Origin of the sequence: Nostoc sp. NZL (assembly GCF_015714705.1) — a bacterium.
In the GTDB taxonomy this organism is placed as follows: Bacteria; Cyanobacteriota; Cyanobacteriia; order Cyanobacteriales; family Nostocaceae; genus Nostoc; species Nostoc foliaceum_A.
Genome location: NZ_WBKL01000216.1, coordinates 28,374 through 50,140, shown reverse-complemented (window position 1 = coordinate 50,140; position 21,767 = coordinate 28,374). Strand labels below are relative to the sequence as shown.

Here is a 21,767-nt window from a genome sequence, read left to right as displayed (position 1 = left end):
CACTGTAAAGTATGCCCAGGATTGGCACATCCACAGGGAGGGTTCACAAAACATTCAGAAGGATCTTTATGTGTCCGGTATTTTTTTGATATAAAGTATAAAGCTGCTTCTTGTAGACAAAAAACAATATCTTCAACCATATAATTTCCTAATATTTATCCATCTATAATGAAAACCACAATTTTTGATTTACTTATTTAGATGTATTAACTAAGGAGGCAGTAATAAACTATATAATTATAATACCTAATCATAATAAGGGATAAAACCAACTCCAGGATACTTGATGCATAGCTTGCTTTTACCCAAATAGATACAATATAAACCTTTTATTTATTCACACCTACCTACTTGATAAGTAGAAGCGATCGCTAAGTTAAACAGTATTTTGGTCTCAAGAAATCGAATTACTTTATTGGCATTAGGTTTTAGCTAGTAAGATATAAATATACTAGAAATTTTAAGCAGCCAGATGCTGCTAGCGGTTGAAACTAGATTAAGAATACTCTACAATCCTATTTCACCTGAAAACTTATAACTTCATACTCCAGGTGTGTTTTGACATTAGACTTAAGGAATATGTTTATTGTCAGTTAGTTTGTTATCTAATTTTAATTACTGACTGATACAAATTCTTTCCCCTCTGCTTATTTACTGATAATTTGTACCAGTATTAAACTAAAATGGTATTCCCAAGGATATATTTAGAATATACAAGCATTTAGTTCTCACCCATTTGGTATATCACGAAACTTCTTTGACCAGATAACCATCTTCCATATGAATTATGCGATCTGCAATATCTAAAATTCTGTTGTCGTGAGTGACCATTAAGATGGCACAATTCTGATCTTTAGCTAGTTTCTGCATCAGGGTGACAACATCTCGGCCTGTCTTACTGTCTAAAGCAGCTGTAGGTTCATCAGCTAAAACTAATTTCGGATGACTTACTAAAGCACGAGCAATGGCTACCCGTTGTTTTTGTCCACCTGAGAGATCAGATGGGTAATAATTAACTCTATTCTCCAAATTAACGGCATTGAGCATAGCTTCGGCTTTGCTGCGAGCTTCCAATTCGGGAATATTTTTATGCAGTTCAAGTGACATTTGGACATTCTGCCTAGCTGTTAAGAAATCCAATAAGTTATGAGCTTGAAAAATATAGCCAATATGGCGGCGGACTTTAACTAATTGCTCATTAGTAGCTCCAGAAAGCTCTTGACCTAAAAATTTAAGGCTTCCTTCTTGGACAGAGCGTAACCCACCAATTAAAGTCAGTAAAGTTGTTTTTCCTGAACCTGATGGCCCAGTCATAATCACAATTTCTCCAAATCTGATATTAAAATTAATATCAAATAATATCTGACTTCGTACTTTTTTTTCGCCGAAGTAATGATTCAGGTCATTTATGCTAACAATAAATTTTGTTTTCATGATGGTATAAAATGTTATCAAATTAAAAAATATCTGCTGGATCTACATTTCGGAGTTTATTCGTAGATAAGAAACCAGAAGTTAAGCACATTAATGTTGCTGAGATTAATACTAAAATTGCTTTATCGGTGCTCATGATAACTGGTAACTTAGTAGCATTTTTTGACACATCATATAGGGCTATAGATATAGCTAAACCCGGAACATAACCTAAGGATGCTAAGATTAAAGCTTGTTGAAAAACTACACTTAATAGGTATTTATTTTTAAATCCCATTGCTTTTAATGTTGCATATTCAGTTAAATGACTAGAAATATTACTATAAAGAATTTGATAAACAACGATTACACCAACAACAAACCCCATTAACACCATCAGATTAAATACAAACCCAATGGGTGTTCTGAGAGACCAATAGCTTTTTTCCATAGCGATAAAGTCTTTGCGGGTAATTACTTTTACATCTTTGGGGAGCTTGGCTGATAAATCTGCCAAAACTTTTTCGGGGTTTGCATTAGGTTTGAGCTTAATTAATCCTATATCTATTTTTTGTACTGGACGATCTTGAAATATTCGAAGGAAAGTTGAAGAACTAACGATTAAATTACCATCAACTCCAAAGGAAGGCCCTAAAGTAAATAAACCACCAATTTTAACTTTATAGCCAACTAATCCAGTGTAGCTGAATATTTCAACTTTTATGTTTTTACCTTGCTCAAAATCTTTAGCGATCGCTCCAAATTCTGGTCGAGAATCGCGGTCAAACAAGACGATGTTAGGGATTCTAATTAAGTTGAGTTTTTCTTCGATATTAGGGAATTTAAAGATTGATTTAACTGGGTCAAAGCCTAGGACATATAGTGGGAACTTCAGACCGTTATTAGGATTTTTAAATTTTGCGAATTGCACATATAAAGGGCTAACTGATTCTACACTATCAAAACCTAATATTTGATACAAACTTGAACGATAAAAGCTTTGATTTGAAGTTAGAGATTTATATTGAGCACTAATTAAAAATAAGTCTCCATCTAGATTCTTATGCAATTGCGTAGCACTGTCATAGAGGGCAGCTTGGAAACCAATTTGCATAAACATTAAAACTGCAACAAAAGCAATCCCTGCTAAAGCTACAATAAAGCGAATTTTTTGCCGGACTAGTTGTAGCCAAGCTAGGGGAATATTGAGAATCATTTAGTAAACCTCAATGATATAAATTAGATTCAATCAAGAAAGAATGCTTTGTTGAAATCAAGAATTTTTAGGTACTTCCTAATTGGCGATCACGTAGCATTTGGTAGACAAGAAAAAGGTAGCCAGCTAATAAATATTATTAAGTAGCAAAAGAATTTTTAGTGAGTTAACAAAGCTATCTTTAAAATTCTCAAATATTAATAATAACCTCCACTTGTAAATCAGTAAAACCAGCCACTCGCTGGTTATCTTCCAGGTTATCAATACGAATTTTTACATCAACTATTTTATTATCTGTGTCTGCTTGAAGATTGTTATTAAAGATATTTTGTTTGCCAACTTGCAAACCAATATCTGCAACTTTTCCTCGTAATTTTCCTGGTAAAGCATCACTAGTAATAATGGCTGACTGACCTATACGCACTTTTTTAATATCAGTTTCATAGACTTCTGCTACCACATACATCTGTTGTGTGCGACCTAAATCAGCTATTCCCGTAGTGCCGATAATTTCTCCAGGCCAAGCATTAATTTTCATGATTTGCCCGGTTATAGGCGATCGCACAACACTTAAATCCAACTCTGCCTTAGCCTGGTTAACTGAGGCTACTGCACTTTCGACATCAGCTTGTGCTGCTGCTATATCGGTAGGACGAATCTCAGCAATACTCTTTAGTCTGGCTTTGGCCTCTGTTAACTGCTTTTGAAGAGTTTCCATAGTGCGGTTGAGAGAAGCTTTAGCTTCATTGAGTTGCTGTTGAACCGTATCTACTCGCAAACGCCTAGTATCTGAATCAGAGGCTGAAATCGCACCGTCTTTGTATAACTGCTGATATCGCTGATTTTCGCTTTCAGCATTACGCCACTCAGCCTCTAAGCGAGCGATCGTTGCTTGTTGAGCAGAAGTTTCCCCACGCAACTCAGCTTCCAAACGAGCAATGGTTGCTTTTTGTGCAGAGATATCTCCGGCTTTTGCGCCAGCTTTTACTTGGTTAAGACTAGCTTGGGCAACTAGGACTTGTTGTTGGGCTTTTTCTAAGGCTGCAAGACGAGGAAAGTAACTGTCAAGAATTGCAACTACTTGCCCCTGTCGCACCTTGTCTCCTTTTTTTACCATGAGTTTTGTGACTCTTACACCCCCTTGCGACTCTGGGGCCGACAGACGAATAACCTCTCCTTGAGGTTCTAAACGTCCTAAGGCTGCAATAGCAGTAATTTTAGGAGGACTACTTGGGATAGGCTCCACTTTCGAGGCCGACTGAAATCGTGAAAAGGTATATAAAGAGACTGCACCAGTAGCTACGGTCATAGTAGTTGCTAACACAACCGTCCACCAACCTACAGGTTTTATGAATGACTGTTTTTGTTTTTGTACCATAATTATCTCTTCCAATTTAGCGATGTCTAAAGACAAGGCGCTTCCGAATTATTCAGAAACAGCAGAGATGAAAATAGACCTTATATCATGTTTGGATGAACACTCTAATTCAAATGAGGGAATTAAGCCCCTCTTTTGAAGCTATGGTTTATACACATCCCTGTACAAAACCAAAATCGTTGTAGATCCTCCTAAATCCCCCTTAAAAATAGGGGGACTTTAAGAGGTTTTTGCCCCCCTTAAAAAGGGGGGTTAGGGGGATCTCCCGAAGCCAGATTCAATCGCATTGATGTTCCATCAATCTGTTAGTAGAATCAACTTTTGGTAAATCCATTTGGTACTTTATGCATCTAGGCAGAGGAAGCTTTATTTGTTTAGCACTACCTCTCTTTTACTTTTAACGATCGCCAAGTATTCGCTACGAGTTCCATCTATGCGATAGTGATCGCAAATCTGACAGAGTTTCAAAATATCCAATCGACTAAATACTTTTTGATGCTCAATTCCGTTATCGTTCCTCCACCGCCAGAAAGTTGTCCGATCAATGCGGCGATTACTTTCAGGCCATCTTCGTCGGGATAAGAAATCTACCAGTTCCTCTTCATAAAACGAGTAGCCTTTTGGTAACTTCAGGAGTTCTTCTCTTAACTCAATTAGCGGGATGAGTGGATCTAGCTCAGATAGTCTCATGCCAGCAAGCCCTTATCTTATATTTTCGTGACAGTCAATTATGCAGAACGCTTCATACAATACGGGTCATCGCATTAAATCGCATTGTCATACTGTGCGTTTATGAATCTATGGAGTGACCAGTTAATCAGGTGAATTTAATATTTATATTCTCCCTATTGATGTATCTCTCCGCCTTCTTAAACAAACAGTATTAAATTACATTATTTAATCATTTACGATAGACTGAGTGATACTCAATTGCAACCCATATGCAACAATTTTGATGATAAACAACTAGCAAAATACTCGATATAAAATATGGGCAATAGTTTCAATTGTCTATCCTTGTTTAACAGTGTTATGTCCTCGCTGTTTCTCAGCAGTTCAAAATAAGTATTTGCTTGGTGATGGGTCTGTTGTTTGCCAGAATCTTTCATTCTTAAGATATAGTTGCTAGTGGTTATTGTTACATTGCCAACAGAATTCCTTCTTTTGGAATAAAAATTAAACAAAATAACTGATTGATTAATACATATTCTTTTTTAAAATAAATCAACTTAGCGATAGATGTAAAAGCTAGCTAGCAAAATCAACGTCTCAGAACTTAATATTTTATTATACGTACTTATATCCCAAATTTAAATTGGTTAAGTAACAATTCGCTGAACCTCTAACGCCAGTGCATTCCCTGCCTATGCAAGTTGCTCTGCAAGCGACAATTCTTTTTAACTCAATGATATTGGCAGAAATACTGATAACCCACCTAGTCTAAATCGCTATCATCAAGGAAAATTTAACTTCTTGCCACTTGGATAGCGTGTCTCTACAGGGTTTATCAAGAGACAACTTATTTTCTCATCCGGGTATTGATATATGGAGGCCGGAGTTGAGGCTAGCAGGACAACTCATCATTAGCTAAAAATCATTTTTTTATTACTTTATCGAATGAGTAATAAGTAATCAAACAAACATATATGCAATTTGTATGCAATTTTAGCAATGTGTTTTTGCTATATGACATACTAATTGAAATGAGTTTTAATAGTTATGTGAGTGACAGCGATCGCACCCCAAAGACCCCAGATAAAATGAAACTACAGCGATTCATGCTCTCATTGCCAAGCTTTGATAACCAGCGACTGATTTTTCATTCAGCTCGCCAGACTCTTCGCAAAGCTGAGATGGCCCGCGTTGCGGTGCGTGAATGGCTCAATCAACATGATTGTGAGCTAGAAGAGTGGAAAATCAAAAAAGCTTCTGAGCTTGGGATTAGTATTAGTAGACTTGAGCAAAAGCTATTAGATGCTGCTCAACATCAGGTAATAACGAATAAAGGAGATAACAATCCTAATTCAGAAGAGGATTCTGTATAAGTTTATATGTAGATTCTGATTCACCTACCTAATTATATTCCGCAAATGTGCAACCAAAAATCTACTATCCTTAATTTGCAACTGCCTAAAAAGTTATGATCAACAAGATTTCATTTAGCAACACTTATCTCGTTGTATGTAAGTTGCATATCAATTGTAATGGAGAATTAACCAGTCTAATATTAAGTAAAGCAACAAGTTGATAAAATAACACGGAGTAGGATAAGTTTTCTGAATAAAACGATCCAAGTTATTACTCGCTCAACAATTTATGTTGCAAGGTTGAAGCTAATCTCTAATTTAGAGCGATTAATTTAGATGCGTGAAATACTCCATTAAAAAAGTCTGAATTCTGTATTTAGACTTCAAATTATCCTCTCTACAATCACTTGAAGTCTTGTTTATGGCTCCTTGTTTTTCAAGTAAAAGCATATCACTTAGCATCAATAGCCCTTAGTTTTTAATTAAAAACTAATTGGGTTAACCCTATTTGTAGAGATAAGAAATTTATCATCATCTCTACATTTCCAGAATCTAATAGTAAAGAAAAAGTCATGACTGCTTCTAGAATTGAAGCTGTTTTAGCACAGTTGCAAGAAGAAGTGAGCAACTGTGAACAGGCTCTACTCAAGCTCATACAGGTTAAAAAAGTTATGGTTGAGAATGCACCACTAACCAGCGAAATAAATAGACCTCAGCAAAAAACCGATATTGCCATTATCGGGATGGCTTCTATATTTCCCCAATCGCAAAATTTACAAGAATATTGGGAAAAAATTATTCACAAAGTTGATTGTATTACTGATATTCCCCCTTCGCGTTGGAATGTAGAGGATTATTACGATCCTAACCCCAGAACACCTGATAAAACCTACTGTAAAAGAGGCGGATTTATCCCGGATGTTAATTTCAATCCGATGGAATTTGGGCTGCCACCCAACAGCTTAGAAGTCACAGACATTTCACAATTGCTAGGTTTGATTGTTGCGAAAGCAGCAATGGAAGATGCAGGTTACAGCGAATCTCGACAGTTTAGCCGCGATCGCACTGGTGTAATCTTAGGTGTGGCACTAGGTAGGCAATTGGCGGTTCCATTGACTGCAAGAATGCAGTACCCGGTTTGGGAAAAAGTCCTTAAAGGCAGTGGCTTATCCGATGAGGATACACAAAAAATCATCGAGAAAATCAAGAGTGCATATGTGCAGTGGGATGAGAACGCCTTCCCCGGTATGCTGGCAAATGTAGTTACAGGAAGAATTGCCAACCGCCTGGATTTGGGCGGGACTAACTGTGTCGTAGATGCCGCCTGTGCGAGTTCATTAGGTGCCCTCAAAATGGCAATTAGTGAGCTAATTGAGCATCGAGCCGATATGATGATCACTGGCGGAGTTGACACCGACAACTCAATTATGGCCTACATGTGTTTCAGCAAAACTCCTGCTGTTTCCCAAGGTGAGAATGTCAAACCTTTCGATGCCGAATCTGATGGCATGATGCTGGGTGAAGGTGTGGGAATGTTAGTCCTGAAGCGCCTTGAGGATGCCCAGCGAGATAATGACCGAATCTATGCAGTCATCAAAGGCATTGGTACTTCTAGCGATGGACGCTATAAAAGCATCTATGCTCCACGTCCAGAAGGTCAAGTCAGAGCCTTACATCGTGCTTACGAAGATGCCGGATTTTCGCCTACGAGTGTTGGTTTGATTGAAGCACACGGCACAGGCACTATGGCTGGAGATCCAGCCGAATTCTCATCTATAAAAGAAGTTTTTGGCGAAAACAATCCCAAAAAACAACATATTGCCCTTGGAACTGTCAAATCACAGATTGGACATACAAAAGCTGCTGCGGGTGCAGCGAGTTTAATTAAAACGGCTTTGGCTTTGCACCACAAAGTATTACCAGCCACGATTAACGTCACCAAACCGCATCCTAAATTAGATATTGATAGTTCGCCATTTTATTTAAATACCCAAACCAGACCTTGGATTAGCGGCGATGACCAGCCAAGACGTGCAGGGGTAAGTTCTTTTGGTTTTGGCGGCACAAATTATCACGTTGTTTTGGAAGAATACACAAGTCAACATCAGCAACCTTATCGTTTACACAAACCTTCCCAGCCGGTGTTGCTATTTGCGTCAACGCCTGAAGAATTGTTGTCGCGTGCTCAAGAAATTGGACAGCAATTGCAATCCGATACGGGAGAGCAGCTTTATACAGAATTAATTTCGGCTTCTCAATCTTTAGAAATTCCGATCGCAAATGCCAGACTTGGGTTTGTTGCTGATTCACTCACTCAAGCTTGCGACTTGTTGCAAACAAGTATTGAGTTGCTGAGAAACAAGCTGCAAGCAGAATCCTGGGAGCATCCCCAAGGAATTTACTACCGCAAAACTGGCATAGCAACAGAGGGGAAGGTAGTTGCCCTATTTTCTGGGCAAGGTTCGCAATATTTAGAGATGGGTCGGGAACTCGTAATTAACTTCCCTTCCTTGGGTCAGACTTATGCTGAAATTGACAGCCTTTTACGCCAAGACGGTTTGCAGCCTCTTTCGGAGGTTGTTTTCCCTAACCCTGTGTTTGATTTGGATCTAAAGACTGCCCAGATGAAAGTGTTGCAGCAAACAGAATATGCACAGCCGGCAATTGGGGCTTTTAGCACTGGTCTGTACAAGATATTGCAACAAACTGGGTTCAAGCCAGATTTTGTCGCCGGACATAGCTTTGGAGAACTTACCGCACTTTGGGCTGCTGGGGTTTTGAGTGAGAAAGATTACTTTTTCTTGGTCAAAGCTAGGGGTCAAGCTATGGCTGCACCAGAAGATCCCCAGTTGGATGTTGGAGCAATGCTGGCGGTGAAAGGAGATGTCAATCAGGTCACAGAACTAATTCAGAATTTCCCGCAAGTCACCATTGCTAACTTGAATTCTCCACATCAGATGGTGCTAGCAGGGACGAAAGCTGAAATTGCCACTGTAGAAGAGGCTCTGAAAACTCAAGGATTTTCTACCATCTTGCTGGGAGTTTCCGCAGCCTTTCACACTCCACTAGTGGATTATGCCCAACAACCTTTTGCTAGAGCAATTGAGAAAGTCACTTTCAATGAGCCACAAATCCCGGTTTACACCAATGTGACCGGAAAGCGTTACCCAAATGAACCGGAAGTTATTCAAAAAGTCCTCAAAGAACACCTGAAAAATCAGGTGCTGTTTAAGCAGGAAATTGAAAATATTTATGCTGAAGGTGGTTACTGCTTCATTGAATTTGGCCCGCGAAGCGTTCTCACCAATTTGGTAAAAGATATTCTTAGCGATCGCCCCCATTTAGCTGTAGCTTTAAATACTAGCCATCTCAAGGATAGCGATCGCACTTTGCGGCAAGCTGTTATCCAGTTGCGCGTTGCTGGATTACCTTTGCAAAATTTAGACCCCTATCAACTGGAGTACAAAATCCCAGAAGCTTCTCCAAATAAACTCTTGAATGTCCGCTTAAATAGCACCAACTATATATCAGAAAAAACCAAGCAGTCCTTTGAAAAGGCTATGCAAAATGGACATCAAGTCAAATCCACTGCTGCGAACGGTAATAAACTTAACCCATCTCATTCAGTAGAGAAAGTAGCAGTTAACGGTCAATCTCCCATTGCGAACGGCAATAAACCTAACTTCTCTCATTCAACAGAGAAGGTAGCAGTTAACGGTCAATCTCTCGTTGGGAATGGTAATAAAGCTAACCCATCTCATTCAGTAGAGAAAGTAGCAGTTAACGGTCAATCTCCCATTGCGAACGGCAATAAACCTAACTTCTCTCATTCAACAGAGAAGGTAGCAGTTAACGGTCAATCTCTCGTTGGGAATGGTAATAAAGCTAACCCATCTCATTCAGTAGAGAAAGTAGCAGTTAACGGTCAATCTCTTGTTGGAAATGGTAATAAACCTAACTTCTCTCATTCAACAGAGAAGGTAGCAGTTAACGGTCAATCTCCCGTTGCGAACGGCAATAAAGCTAACCCCTCTTATCCAGCAGAGAAGGTAGCAGTTAATGGTGGAGTAAAATCTGTGCAGAACGGACAATCAGATCAACTAGATATCAAGTCTTTGCAACCTAGTCCAGAACTTCCTCTGAGTTACCTAAGAGCTATAGACAACTTAGAGTGCACTCTAATAGAATTCAATCGCCATCAACATGATATCTTGCAGGTTCATGAACAATCTTTGAACCATCAGACAGAATATACCAAAACTTTCTTCCAACTCATGCAGCAACAACATGCGTTGTGGGGAAATGGTAAATTCAGCGAGCCACAAACACAAACACAGCAGCTCGTAGTTTCCAGTTCAGAACGCAGCATCATGCGGTTTCACGAACATCAAACTGACAGCCTCCGCATCCATGAGCAATATCTGAACCATCAGCAAGAATACACTAACAACTTTTTCCAATTACTCCAGCGACATTATCAACTATCGCCTTCTAGCAATACCACTCCACAGAATCTGATACCACCAGTCAGCTATCAACCTAGTCCAGTAGCTGCACCACCTCAAGGGGATAACCCTGTTCTGGAGACTGCACCGGTTGCTTTACCGAGTAACGGATCTGCCACTAAGCCTGAGCCAGTTTCAACTAATGGTAATGGCACAAATGGTAATGGAAATGGTGTACATCATCAAAAAACAGCAGTTCTAGATATTACTCCACCAAAGGAGAATAATACTGCAACTGTAGCGATTGTATCGGCACCACCATTAGCACCCGTACCCGCGCCAGTAATCATTGATCAAGCAGCCCTGAGCCAAACTCTAATTAACGTTGTTAGTGATAAAACAGGTTATCCAACGGAGATGTTAGAGCTGACGATGGATATCGAGGCAGATTTGGGGATTGATTCTATCAAACGTGTAGAAATTCTAGGAGCGTTGCTAGAACTATACCCTGATTTGCCCAAGCCAAATCCAGAAGAAGTGGGACAGCTACGCACCCTCGGTCAAATAGCTGAGTATATGGGGAAAATTGCATCAGAAATCTCAGCAGCGATTCCTGCGGCGGGCTTTGTTAATGCTCCTGCTCCGGCGGGTCACGCCAATGAACCCGCGAACAAAGATAAAGATCAGGGAGATGGGGGAGTAACAGTAATATCCCCTTCATCCCCCTCATCCCCTTCATCCCCCTCATCTCCAGAGCTTACTAACATTGTGCTCAACGTCGTTAGTGAAAAGACAGGCTACTCAACGACGATGTTAGATTTGTCAATGGATATTGAGACAGATTTGGGAATTGATGGTGTCAAACTTGTGGAAATTCTAGGAGCGTTGCTAGAACTATACCCTGATTTGCCCAAACCAAATCCAGAAGCATTAGCTCAACTACGTACCCTCGGACAAATTGTTGCATATATAGAAAAGGGACAAGGGAATGGGGAAGAAGCAGGGGAGCAGGGAGCAGGGAGCAGGGGAGACTCAATACTTAATCCCCAATCTTCAATTCTTCGCTCTCCTGTCAGACTCAAATATCTTCCTGAACCTGATTTTTTAGATTTCAACTTACCCGATAAGCATATCGCCTTGCTTACCGATGATGGTTCTCTCACCACAGCGAAACTAGCTGAAACTCTGTTAAAGCGCGGCTGGAAAACAGTTGTCTTAACTTTTCCCTCAACCGTGATTCCTAAGCAATCTGCTTTACCTGAAGGGATTAGTCGCGTAGTGCTTGCAGATTTAAGCGAGGAGCATTTGCAAGAACAGTTAGGAGCGATCGCTACTAACTATGGCCCAATCGCTGCGTTTATCCATCTGAATCCCTCCACTCACGAAGATACCAGCAATAATGTCCGCTATTTGGAATCAGAAAAGGCTATCCTTCGCCATGTCTTTCTCATCGCCAAATCTCTCAAAGAACCACTCAATCAAGCAGCACTTCAAGGACGTAGTAGTTTTGTAACTGTGGCTCGTCTGGATGGCGAATTCGGACTCGGACAAAAAACTAACTTTGGTGCAATTGGCGCTGGATTATTTGGACTCACCAAAACTTTGAACCAGGAATGGGAATCTGTATTTTGCCGAGCGATCGACCTCAGCCCTGATTTAGATGCCGAAACATCAGCACAGCATATCCTCGCCGAACTTCACGATCCAAATCTATTAGTTGTTGAAGTGGGACATAGTTCACAAGGGCGAGTAACCCTAGTGTGTGAACATGAATTAGAGAGATTACTTCCCACTCCCCAGTCTGCGCTCTCCAATCCCCAATCTCAGGTTTTTCTCGTAAGTGGCGGTGCCAAAGGGATAACGGCTCAGTGCGTGATCAAATTAGCACAACGTTATCAAAGCAAATTTATCTTGGTAGGTCGTTCCGCCGCCGATCCAGAACCCGTGTGGACTGAAGGTTACTTGAGTGAAGCAGATTTGAAAAAGCGGATTATGGAGGATTTCTTCGCCAAAGGCGAAAAACCCACACCTGCAATGGTGCAGAAAAAGTTTAACGCTATTTCATCTAGTCGAGAAATTGCCACAACCTTACAAGCTATCAAGCAGGCGGGTGGACAAGCTGAATATTTGAATGTCGATGTGACTGATGCGATCGCACTTAAGGAACAAGTTGCTAATGCGGTGAAGCGTTTTGGCCCGGTAACAGGAATTATTCACGGGGCTGGTAATCTGGCTGATAAGCGGATTGAGAAAAAATCAGTCCAAGATTTTGAAACAGTTTACACAGCCAAAGTTAAAGGTTTAGAAAACCTGTTGCGGTGTGTATCACCGAGTCAATTGAATTATTTAGTCCTGTTTTCTTCTGTAGTTGGTTTCTACGGAAATGTGGGACAGTCGGATTATGCGATCGCTAATGAAATTCTCAACAAATCAGCCCACCTTGTCAAACGGAACCATCCCCATTCCCATGTAGTAGCGATTAATTGGGGCCCTTGGGACAGTGGTATGGTCTCTCCTGAATTAAAACAAGCTTTTGCTGAACGAAATATCGAAACTATTCCGATTGAGATTGGCACTGAAATATTAGTTAACGAATTAGCTAGTACAAATCAAGAAACTGTGCAAGTTGTGATTGGTAGCCCCCTGGTGTATATCCCAGAAAAGTTACCAAGCGAGTTGAGAAATTTTCGTATCCAGCGGCAACTAAGATTAGCAGCTAATCCCTTTTTACAAGACCATGTAATTGCTGGGAATCCAGTTCTACCAGCAACTTGTGGGCTATTATGGATTGCTAACGCCTGCGAACAAATCTATCCTGGTTACAAAGCCTTCAGTTGTACAAATTATAAAGTTTTGAAGGGACTAATTTTTGATGAAAATTTGCCAACTGAATACACTTTAGAATTGCAAGAAGTTGCTAAACATGATATCTCTGAAATAGATTTTGATGCCAAAATTTGGAGTAAAACTCCAGAAGGTAAAATCCGCTATCATTTTAGTAGCCAGATGAAACTGAAGCGGCAACTTCCTAATTCCCCTACACACGAATTTCTGAACTTAAGCCAGGATCATAGAATCACCGCTACGACTTCATCACTTTATCAAAATGGGGCTGCTAGCTTGTTTCACGGATTTACTTTTCAAGGTGTAAAATCCGTCTTAAATACTACTCTGGACAAGATAACTATAGAATGCTATTTGCCAGAGCCTGGAGAAAAACAACAAGGACAATTTCCAGTCCAAACATTTAATCCCTACATTGCAGATGTGCAGATTCATGCATTTTGGATTTGGGCACAGCATTTTTATCAGGTAGCTTGTTTACCTTCAGAAATCAAAACTTTTGAACAGTTTGAAGCTGTCCCTTTTGATGAAACATTTTACGTTTCTTGTGAAATAAAATCAAAGACAGAATCGAGTTTAGTTGTTGATGTCATCGCCCATAATTCGCAAGGAAAGATATATACCCGAATGCTTGGAGCCAAGGGAACTATTTTACCCAAGCAATTAGATGAAATTTAAGTAGGAATTAGCCTGACTTTTCATGTCATGTGGAAAAGCCTCCTACCCCACAGCAAAATAATTCAAAGTCTCTCTCCTTTTAGGAGAGAGATTTAGAGAGAGATTTTCCAGATACCGTGAAAAGTCAGAGAATCAGCAACTGAAAAATGTATATATCAGCTTGAGGAGGTAGGTAATGGAAGAATTTGCACAAAAGAAAATTCCTAAAATAGCGGTTGTAGGGATGGATTGCTATTTGGGTGGCGGCTGCAAGGGATTGGATGCCTTTGAACGTAGTATTTATGAAGGAACTCAGCATTTTATTTCCATACCTCCTCAGCGATGCCTAGGTTGGGCTACGCCTACGCAAGCAATAGAAGCACAAGAACAGTTGCTGAAAAACTATGGTTTTGCCGACGGTGTAGTACCATTAGGTGGATACATTAAAGATTTTGAAATTGATGCTTTCCGTTTGGAAATCCCACCAGAAGAAGTAGACAATTTTAACCCTCAAGAACTGTTGATGCTTCAGGTAGCTGATAATGCTCTGAAAGATGCGGCACTTCATAAAGGCACGAGAATAGCAATAATAATTGCTGCTAGTAAAGAACTAACTCTACATCAAGAAAAAGAGCAACTAGAAGACAAAGAATATCCCAGCTACATCGAAAATAGTCTGGCTGATTATATTTCCAAACTGTGGAATTTTGCTGGACCGACATTCACATTAATTGCCGAACAAAATTCTGTTTTCAAAGCCTTGGAACTTGGACAAAAGCTACTCGCAATCAGAGAAGTAGATGCCGTTTTGGTTGGTGCAATGGAGCTTGCTGGAGATGGCGCTAGTATTTTACAACGAAATCAAATAGCAAAAATTAACACAGGTGTGAATACTCTCAGTTATGACCAGAATGCCAATGGCTGGATAGTAGGCGAGGGTGCGGCGGCTGTAGTATTGAAGCTTCACGACACAGCAAAACGAGAGAACAATCGCATATATGCAACGATTGACGCTCTTAGTCTTGTGGAAAATTCTAAATCTGAAATTCACTCTGCTACAGCTTCAAATTCTGAAGCGGTAACACAAGTTTGTCAACAGGCTTTTCAATTAGCGGATATCAAACCAAGAGATATCAACTATTTGGAAGTTGTTGGTAGTGGAATTCCTCAGCAAGATGAGTCAGAAATTCAAGGCTTGCTCACAGCTTATCGTACATCTGAACCAAATTTAACTTGTGCGATCGGTAGTGTCAAAGCCAATATCGGTAATACTTATGCTGCATCGGGGATAGTTAGTCTGGTTAAAGCAGCACTTTGCCTATATCACCGTTACATCCCCGCAGTTCCCCAGTGGTCTGGCCCCAAAATACCAGAAATTTGGAAAGATAGCCCTTTTTATGTGGCTTCTGAATCAAAACCCTGGTTTTTAGAAAAAGGAGCCACTAGAAGAATAGCTGCGATTAACGGGATGGAGATAGATGGAAGTTATGCACATTTAATTTTGTCAGAGGAACTATATCAGCAAGATCACAGCAGCAGATATTTAGAGCAAATGCGTTATTATGTATTTGCGATCGCAGCTGATGATCAATCAACTCTATTAGACGAAATCCGCAATCTTCAAGAAACTATCGCAGATTGTTCTTCTCTATCTGCCGCTGCTAGTAAAACTTTCGCAACTTTTCAACAGCGTCAAAACGCAACTTATGCTGTGGCAATTCTCGGACACAATCAAGATGAATTGCAGCGGGAAATTCAGCATTCCCTCAAAGGTATTCCCGATGCCTTCAAGACAGGTAAAGACTGGCAAACTCCTCTAGGCAGCTATTTTACAGCAAAACCACTTGGGCAAAAAGGTAAAATCGCTTTCGTTTATCCAGCAGCCTTTAGTGCTTATCTCGGAATAGGTCGGAATCTATTTCGTTTATTTCCTCAACTTTACGATCATCTGCTCATCAAAAGTGGTTACAACCGTCTCGCGAATATAGAAAAACTTGTCTACCCTCGAAGTTTAGAAAAATTTTCAAATAGGCAACTGGAAGCCCTTGAAAAGGAATTGATTAAGGATTCAGTAGCAATACTCGAATTAGAAATGCTCTTTGCCACACTTTTGACGGCAACTCTGAGCAATTATTTTCAGATCAAGCCCCAATGTGCTTTTGGTTATAGCTTGGGCGAGATTAGCATGATGTTGGCTCAAGGTGTCTGGACTGAGTTTCTAGATAATAGTAAGAGCTTTAACTCATCTCCTCTGTTTAAGACAAGGCTATCTGGTTCCAAAAATGCTGTGCGCGAGTATTGGGGATTACCTCAAGGAGAGGATGATAAAAGCGGAGATTTTTGGCGCAACTATATTCTTGTGTGTCCAGTATCTCGTGTTCAGGAAGCCATCCAAGATGAAGATCGCGTCTATTTACTTTTAATTAATACTCCAGAAGAAGTCGTGATTGCTGGTGAGATAGAAGCTTGTAAGCGGGTAATTGCCAATCTAAATTGTGATGCTTTTCTGGCTCCCTTCACCCATGTCATCCATTGCGAGGCAATGCGCTCTGAATACCATGAACTTGTGAGATTAAATACATTCCCTAGCCAAAATAAATCAGAAACTATTTTTTATTCCACAGCCGAGTATAAACCAATTGACCTCGACAGTCATTCAATAGCTCGCAATATTGCTCAAAACATCTGTCAACAGCTTAATTTTCCTCAGCTAATTAACCGTGTCTATGAAGATGGCTTCAAAATATTTATCGAAGTAGGTGCTGGTAGTAACTGTTCCAGATGGATTGATAAAACCCTCAAGGCAAAAGAACAGATCACAGTATCTCTTAATAAAAGAGGTGTAGACGATCATGCTTCTATTATCAAAGCCTTAGCAAAACTCCTTAGCCATAGAGTTGAACTAGATTTATCACCATTATATTCTCAACAACCAGAAGTTTCCAATGAAAGCCAGTCTAACGTGAGAACTATAACCTTGCAAAATAGCAAGATTAGTTACACACCTTTAAAGAAGAAAAAACAAGAAATACTTCAAGATATATCTTTTGGAGATCCCGTAAAACCTGTTAATCAGCAGCAATATCAACTATCAGAATTAAAGGAATTTGCACAAATGAATTCTTCTTTGCTTCCAAATCCAACAAAAAGCCTTGAAAATACCTCCAGAAATCTAGATATTCTCCAAGAGCAAGTTAACTTCATAAATGGCAGAAATGGCAGCGAACCTACTCAGTTATTGCTACAAGAGCGCAATGAAACTGTAGAAACACAAGTTAATGAAACTTGGGCAACAGAACAGGAAAATAATCAATTCGTTCTGACTCCTAGTTTGACAACTGGCAGTGTTGTTGACGAACCCTATTTTCTGAATTTACACAGCCCTTACTATCAAAAGCTAAGTGAAAATGCTGCCCGTATGACCAAAACCCACGCTGTTTTTTTACAAGCGCGACAGGAGTCGCTAAAGCAAATTAGCGCCATAATTCAGTTGCAAATAGCTTGTTATCAAAAGTTATTTGAATAATAATCATTTAAAGCAGCAAACTACCCAGATTATTTGAACAAATAATTACTGGCGTAGATATAGCCTCGTTCTTAACCTCAAGCTGAAAATCCATACTAGGGGGCTGCTGCCTCTAATTCTGGAGGCCGCAGCCCAATGACAAGTATCTCATTTCCTTTGTAACGACAAAATCCCCTTGTTCAGAAGCAACCTCACAGGGAACCGATAGAAATTCTCCTGTAAATTATTCAAACATTATCTGGTAAACCCTTCTATATAACTGGAGGTTTAAAAATATGATTGGCGCAGATAATATACTAAATAACAATGGTAGTTACCTTAAAGTGTCAGACTTTATTTACCACCAAAATCAAGTTTGGCAAGGTGCTTTAGATTCTGTTTCTTTTCACGAAAAAGGTATAAAATCTAAGTTGCTAAATTTAGAAAAACCTTGTTATATTATTAGAGTTGAAGGAAAAATAGGCGCAACCAACGAAGGTTATTTATATCCTTACAACCAAGAAATAACTGGACAGGCAGAAATATTAATAGCTGTTCCACCATTGTCAATTAGACAATTAGGCGATCCAAGTTTTCTTAACTTTCATGGTGTAAAATATGCTTATGCGACGGGCGCAATGGCTCAAGGGATTGCTTCTGAAGAACTGGTAATTGCCCTTGGAAAAGAGAGAATCTTAAGTTCATTTGGTGCTGGTGGCTTATCTCCTGCTCGCGTCGAAGCAGCCATTAACCGTATTCAACAAGCTTTACCCCAAGGGCCTTACGCATTTAACTTACTCCACAGTCCCAGTGAACCTGCTATTGAACGCGGTGTTGTTGATTTGTATCTTAAATATCAGGTAAGAACAATCGAAGCTTCCGCCTTTCTCGATTTGACTGACAACATTGTTTACTACCGCGCTGCTGGACTTGGTTTAAATGCAGCCAATCAAATCGAAATCAAAAATAAAATCATTGCCAAAATTTCTCGGAGGGAAGTTGCAATCAAATTTCTGCAACCTGCTCCCACCAAAATTTTGAAACAATTAGTTGAGCAAGGTCTTATTAGCGAATTACAAGCAACCCTCGCTGAAAAAATTCCTGTAGCTGACGATATTACTGTCGAAGCAGATTCTGGAGGTCATACAGATAATCGTCCTTTGGTTTGTCTTTTGCCTTCCATCTTGGAATTGAGAGATGAAATTCAAAGAAAATTTTCTTATGAAAAACCTGTCAGAGTTGGAGTAGCAGGAGGAATTGCTACACCACAATCAGCATTAGCTGCCTTTATGATGGGGGCTGCTTATGTTGTAACCGGCTCAATTAACCAGTCTTGTATTGAAGCCGGAACTTCTCAACATACTAAACATTTGCTAGCTCAAGCCGAGATGGCTGATGTGATGATGGCTCCGGCGGCAGATATGTTTGAAATGGGGGTAAAACTCCAAGTTCTCAAAAGAGGAACTCTCTTTCCTTTACGAGCACAAAAATTGTTTGAGTTATATAAAAACTATGACTCAATTGAAAATATTCCGCTAGCAGAAAGAGAGAAATTAGAAAAACAAGTTTTGAGAAAGAGCTTAGAAGCAGTTTGGGAAGAGACAGTTACTTATTTATCTCAACGCAATCCCGATAAATTAACCAAAGCTATTAACAACCCCAAACTGAAGATGGCTCTAATTTTCCGCTGGTATCTGGGATTATCATCCCGTTGGTCTAACTTTGGGGAAAAAGGCAGAGAAATGGATTATCAAATCTGGTGTGGCCCTGCTATGGGCAGTTTCAATGACTGGGTTAGAGGTTCTTACTTATCTGAATCAAATAATCGTCAGGTTGTTGATGTTGCTAACCATATTATGACCGGAGCGGCGTTTTTATACCGGATACAAAGTTTGAAGATTCAAGGCTTACAAATGCCCGCTTATTACAGCGAATATCGTCCAGCTACATTTTAATTAAAGGAGGAAAATTACATGAATACTGTTAAAATTGATAACCGAATTCCCAAAATTCAAAATAAGCTTTTCGAGCAGGCACATACTCATTCTTTAGAATTAAAGCCTGTCGCTATCGCCATGAGCAAGCAGGGAATTAAAGGAGAAAAACTCTACTCTCATCCGGGAATGCTTCCCTTACCCGTACCGATTTGTGAGTATTTACTTTCCTTCAATGCTCGTCAAATGTCAATTTTATCTGCGACATTTTTTGCTAACTTCTACAAGTATGTTGCCAATAGCGAATATCAGTCTCTCATGTCCAATATGAGTATTGCTGAAAAAGTTTTTGCTTCCTACTCGGACGAGTTTATGATTCTTCACCAGGAAACTAATGAAGAAATGGATCATATTTGGTCTTTTAGAACCGTATATAGTATGGTCTGCCGAGAAATAGGAATTCAAAGCTCCTTTGATGAGCCTGGTTTTTTCTATGGTTCTGTTGGTGCAATACCTCAATCAGATTTTGAAAACTTCGATACCCGTTTTACTTTTGATGAAGATTTAAATGAAACTCTGTTGAATCTTCAAAAGGGTAAAAGCTTCCTTAAAAAGATTGTAGAACAGACGCAGCAACGAGGCCAAAATTTTACATATCGAAATTTAAGGTTCATGATTGGGGATGCCATGAGGATGCTACCCGCCGAAAGAGTTCAAGAAAGTGGTTTGGGTAGCTTAACTCTGCTGTATCGGTACATGGCTAACGTGGAGTTAAAAAAAAGCGAAGCCTATTTATTTGATTCACCTGAAAAGTTTGATTATGAACCATTAGCTTTTGAATTGAATCAAGGCCACTTAACAGATGAAGCACGTCATTACACAACATCTTTTGATTTAGGAGTAGAACTGTATAGGGTAGCTCCTCCAGAGGCTCAAGATTTCGTTCGATATTTCATGCAGCTAATTGTGGAAGACTATATTAGTGCTAGTTACACTACTTATTTGGAGAAATTAGACCTCACTGTGCAAGGAATCATGCTAACTGATATTAGAGTTGGGCTGAACTCACTAAGTATGTCTCTGCGCCATCCTGAATTAGCTGATAAGCAAGTGGATATAAATCAATTAGTTAATTCTTGGAGACAGGTGAGTTCAAAGTGGCGCAATATAATTGGTTACATGGAACAGAAGAGTTGGCAATACAAATCTCAGCAGCTAGAGCGTCTGATAAAGGCACTGGGATTGGAGTTAAATACAAGTAAGCTAGGTAATCGCTATCAGCGTTACAAGGATGCTTTGGCAATTAAGGAAATTCAAAAAGTTGTTGAAGTAGCCTAAGGGTTGCTAAATCTATCTGCTAACCCTCTTTCCTGACACTAGTGAGTTTAGAAATGATAGTATCTATTCATTTTGAAGACGACCAAAAAACACTTCAAGTCGAAGCAAACCAACGCTTAACTAAGATTTGTGATGAACATCCTAGTTCAATTTTATTTGGTTGTCGTTGTGTTGCTTGCGGAACCTGTCTTATAGAAGTTGTAAGTGGGATAGAAAATCTAACTCCTGTGATGGATGAGGAGCAGATTTTACTTGATGTGTTGGCTCCAGATAATCCCAATGTTCGCCTAGCCTGTCAATGCGTAGTGCAGGGTGATATTCGCATTCGGGTGGCTGATTAATTGATTAATGTCACGTAGCTCGATATGCGCTTAGGAGATATGCAGCAGTAGCAAAAGTTAAAACTTTTTCTAATATCTCCTACCTTAAACTTTTCAAAATTTTAGCCAGTATAGCAATCCTATCTAGGCTGTGAACAAAAATTATAGCTTGTTCATATCCTATTTAGGAATGCTATATATCTTATTCCTTTCACTTCAGAGGTGTGTAAATGAGTCAGTCTACTCCTGAGGCAACTAAAAAGCAGTCTTATACCGCAGAAGAAATTCAAGCTTGGCTAGTATCTCATATTGCAGAGCAGCTAGGAGTTGAACCCAAGGATATAGATGTCAGTCAGCCTTTAGATAGCTATGGTTTAGAGTCAGCGCAGGCAATGTTTCTTGTTAGCAAAGCTGAGAAGTTGTTTGGTTTTGAACTATCTCCAATCTTATTGTGGCATTACCCCACTATTGCAACTCTATCCCAGCGTTTAGCCGAAGAATCTAAAGCTTCGCAATCAGAGATTTTTGAGATTTGAACATCAAAGTTGTTATTGAATAGTTTGCAACACAAGATTTTGATAGTTTGAAACTATGAAGATATCCAGGTTTTTAGCAAGGCTTACTCAAAAGATTTTGCAGGTTATCGAACAATAATTACAACCTAAATCAAGATCTAAGCTTGCAAATAAA

The 21,767-nt window shown here is 39.6% G+C and carries 11 protein-coding genes; 7 read left to right on the top strand and 4 right to left on the bottom strand.

Annotation, left to right across the window (positions count from 1 at the left end; genetic code table 11):
* Positions 1-744: 744 nt before the first annotated feature.
* The 4 genes from F8R90_RS32440 to F8R90_RS32425 all read right to left on the bottom strand — a co-directional run bounded on the left by F8R90_RS32440 (position 745) and on the right by F8R90_RS32425 (position 4,697).
* The gene (locus tag F8R90_RS32440) at positions 745-1,434 is read right to left on the bottom strand and encodes a DevA family ABC transporter ATP-binding protein (RefSeq protein WP_230967245.1); all 690 of its coding nucleotides are present in this window, start codon (positions 1,432-1,434) and stop codon (positions 745-747) included.
* 22 nt (positions 1,435-1,456) lie between these two features.
* Positions 1,457-2,629 (bottom strand): ABC transporter permease DevC, encoded by a 1,173-nt coding sequence (gene devC / locus F8R90_RS32435; RefSeq protein WP_196514158.1) that lies wholly within the window; start codon positions 2,627-2,629, stop codon positions 1,457-1,459.
* A gap of 190 nt (positions 2,630-2,819) precedes the next feature.
* Positions 2,820-4,007 (bottom strand): ABC exporter membrane fusion protein, encoded by a 1,188-nt coding sequence (locus tag F8R90_RS32430; protein ID WP_196514157.1) that lies wholly within the window; start codon positions 4,005-4,007, stop codon positions 2,820-2,822.
* 366 nt (positions 4,008-4,373) lie between these two features.
* On the bottom strand, positions 4,374-4,697 hold the full coding sequence (locus tag F8R90_RS32425; RefSeq protein ID WP_190894170.1) for a hypothetical protein: 324 nt from the start codon (positions 4,695-4,697) through the stop codon (positions 4,374-4,376).
* A 1,013-nt stretch (positions 4,698-5,710) separates the two neighbouring features.
* Here F8R90_RS32425 and F8R90_RS32420 point away from each other — a divergent pair.
* From F8R90_RS32420 to F8R90_RS32390, 7 genes are all read left to right on the top strand, one after another.
* The gene (locus F8R90_RS32420; protein WP_442946775.1) at positions 5,711-6,052 is read left to right on the top strand and encodes a hypothetical protein; all 342 of its coding nucleotides are present in this window, start codon (positions 5,711-5,713) and stop codon (positions 6,050-6,052) included.
* A 554-nt stretch (positions 6,053-6,606) separates the two neighbouring features.
* Positions 6,607-14,001, top strand: coding sequence for a type I polyketide synthase (locus tag F8R90_RS32415; protein WP_196514156.1), 7,395 nt, complete (start codon positions 6,607-6,609; stop codon positions 13,999-14,001).
* Between the two features lie 175 nt (positions 14,002-14,176).
* Positions 14,177-17,506 carry a PfaB family protein gene (locus tag F8R90_RS32410; protein ID WP_196514155.1) on the top strand — a complete coding sequence of 1,110 codons (3,330 nt, stop codon included), beginning with the start codon at positions 14,177-14,179 and terminating at the stop codon, positions 17,504-17,506.
* A 275-nt stretch (positions 17,507-17,781) separates the two neighbouring features.
* On the top strand, positions 17,782-19,440 hold the full coding sequence (locus F8R90_RS32405) for a PfaD family polyunsaturated fatty acid/polyketide biosynthesis protein (RefSeq protein ID WP_196514154.1): 1,659 nt from the start codon (positions 17,782-17,784) through the stop codon (positions 19,438-19,440).
* A gap of 18 nt (positions 19,441-19,458) precedes the next feature.
* On the top strand, positions 19,459-20,757 hold the full coding sequence (locus F8R90_RS32400; protein WP_196514153.1) for a hypothetical protein: 1,299 nt from the start codon (positions 19,459-19,461) through the stop codon (positions 20,755-20,757).
* Positions 20,758-20,810: 53 nt separating this feature from the next.
* Complete coding sequence (locus F8R90_RS32395) at positions 20,811-21,098, top strand: 2Fe-2S iron-sulfur cluster-binding protein (protein ID WP_012408027.1); 288 nt, start codon at positions 20,811-20,813, stop codon at positions 21,096-21,098.
* 209 nt (positions 21,099-21,307) lie between these two features.
* On the top strand, positions 21,308-21,613 hold the full coding sequence (locus tag F8R90_RS32390; protein WP_196514152.1) for a phosphopantetheine-binding protein: 306 nt from the start codon (positions 21,308-21,310) through the stop codon (positions 21,611-21,613).
* Positions 21,614-21,767: the final 154 nt, after the last annotated feature.

Excerpts from the sequence above, each read along its gene's own strand:
- F8R90_RS32440 (WP_230967245.1), bottom strand. The coding sequence starts at position 1,434 with ATGAAAACAAAATTTATTGTTAGCATAAATGACCTGAATCATTACTTC.
- devC (WP_196514158.1), bottom strand. The coding sequence starts at position 2,629 with ATGATTCTCAATATTCCCCTAGCTTGGCTACAACTAGTCCGGCAAAAA.
- F8R90_RS32430 (WP_196514157.1), bottom strand. The coding sequence starts at position 4,007 with ATGGTACAAAAACAAAAACAGTCATTCATAAAACCTGTAGGTTGGTGG.
- F8R90_RS32425 (WP_190894170.1), bottom strand. The coding sequence starts at position 4,697 with ATGAGACTATCTGAGCTAGATCCACTCATCCCGCTAATTGAGTTAAGA.
- F8R90_RS32420 (WP_442946775.1), top strand. The coding sequence starts at position 5,711 with ATGAGTTTTAATAGTTATGTGAGTGACAGCGATCGCACCCCAAAGACC.
- F8R90_RS32415 (WP_196514156.1), top strand. The coding sequence starts at position 6,607 with ATGACTGCTTCTAGAATTGAAGCTGTTTTAGCACAGTTGCAAGAAGAA.
- F8R90_RS32410 (WP_196514155.1), top strand. The coding sequence starts at position 14,177 with ATGGAAGAATTTGCACAAAAGAAAATTCCTAAAATAGCGGTTGTAGGG.
- F8R90_RS32405 (WP_196514154.1), top strand. The coding sequence starts at position 17,782 with ATGATTGGCGCAGATAATATACTAAATAACAATGGTAGTTACCTTAAA.
- F8R90_RS32400 (WP_196514153.1), top strand. The coding sequence starts at position 19,459 with ATGAATACTGTTAAAATTGATAACCGAATTCCCAAAATTCAAAATAAG.
- F8R90_RS32395 (WP_012408027.1), top strand. The coding sequence starts at position 20,811 with ATGATAGTATCTATTCATTTTGAAGACGACCAAAAAACACTTCAAGTC.
- F8R90_RS32390 (WP_196514152.1), top strand. The coding sequence starts at position 21,308 with ATGAGTCAGTCTACTCCTGAGGCAACTAAAAAGCAGTCTTATACCGCA.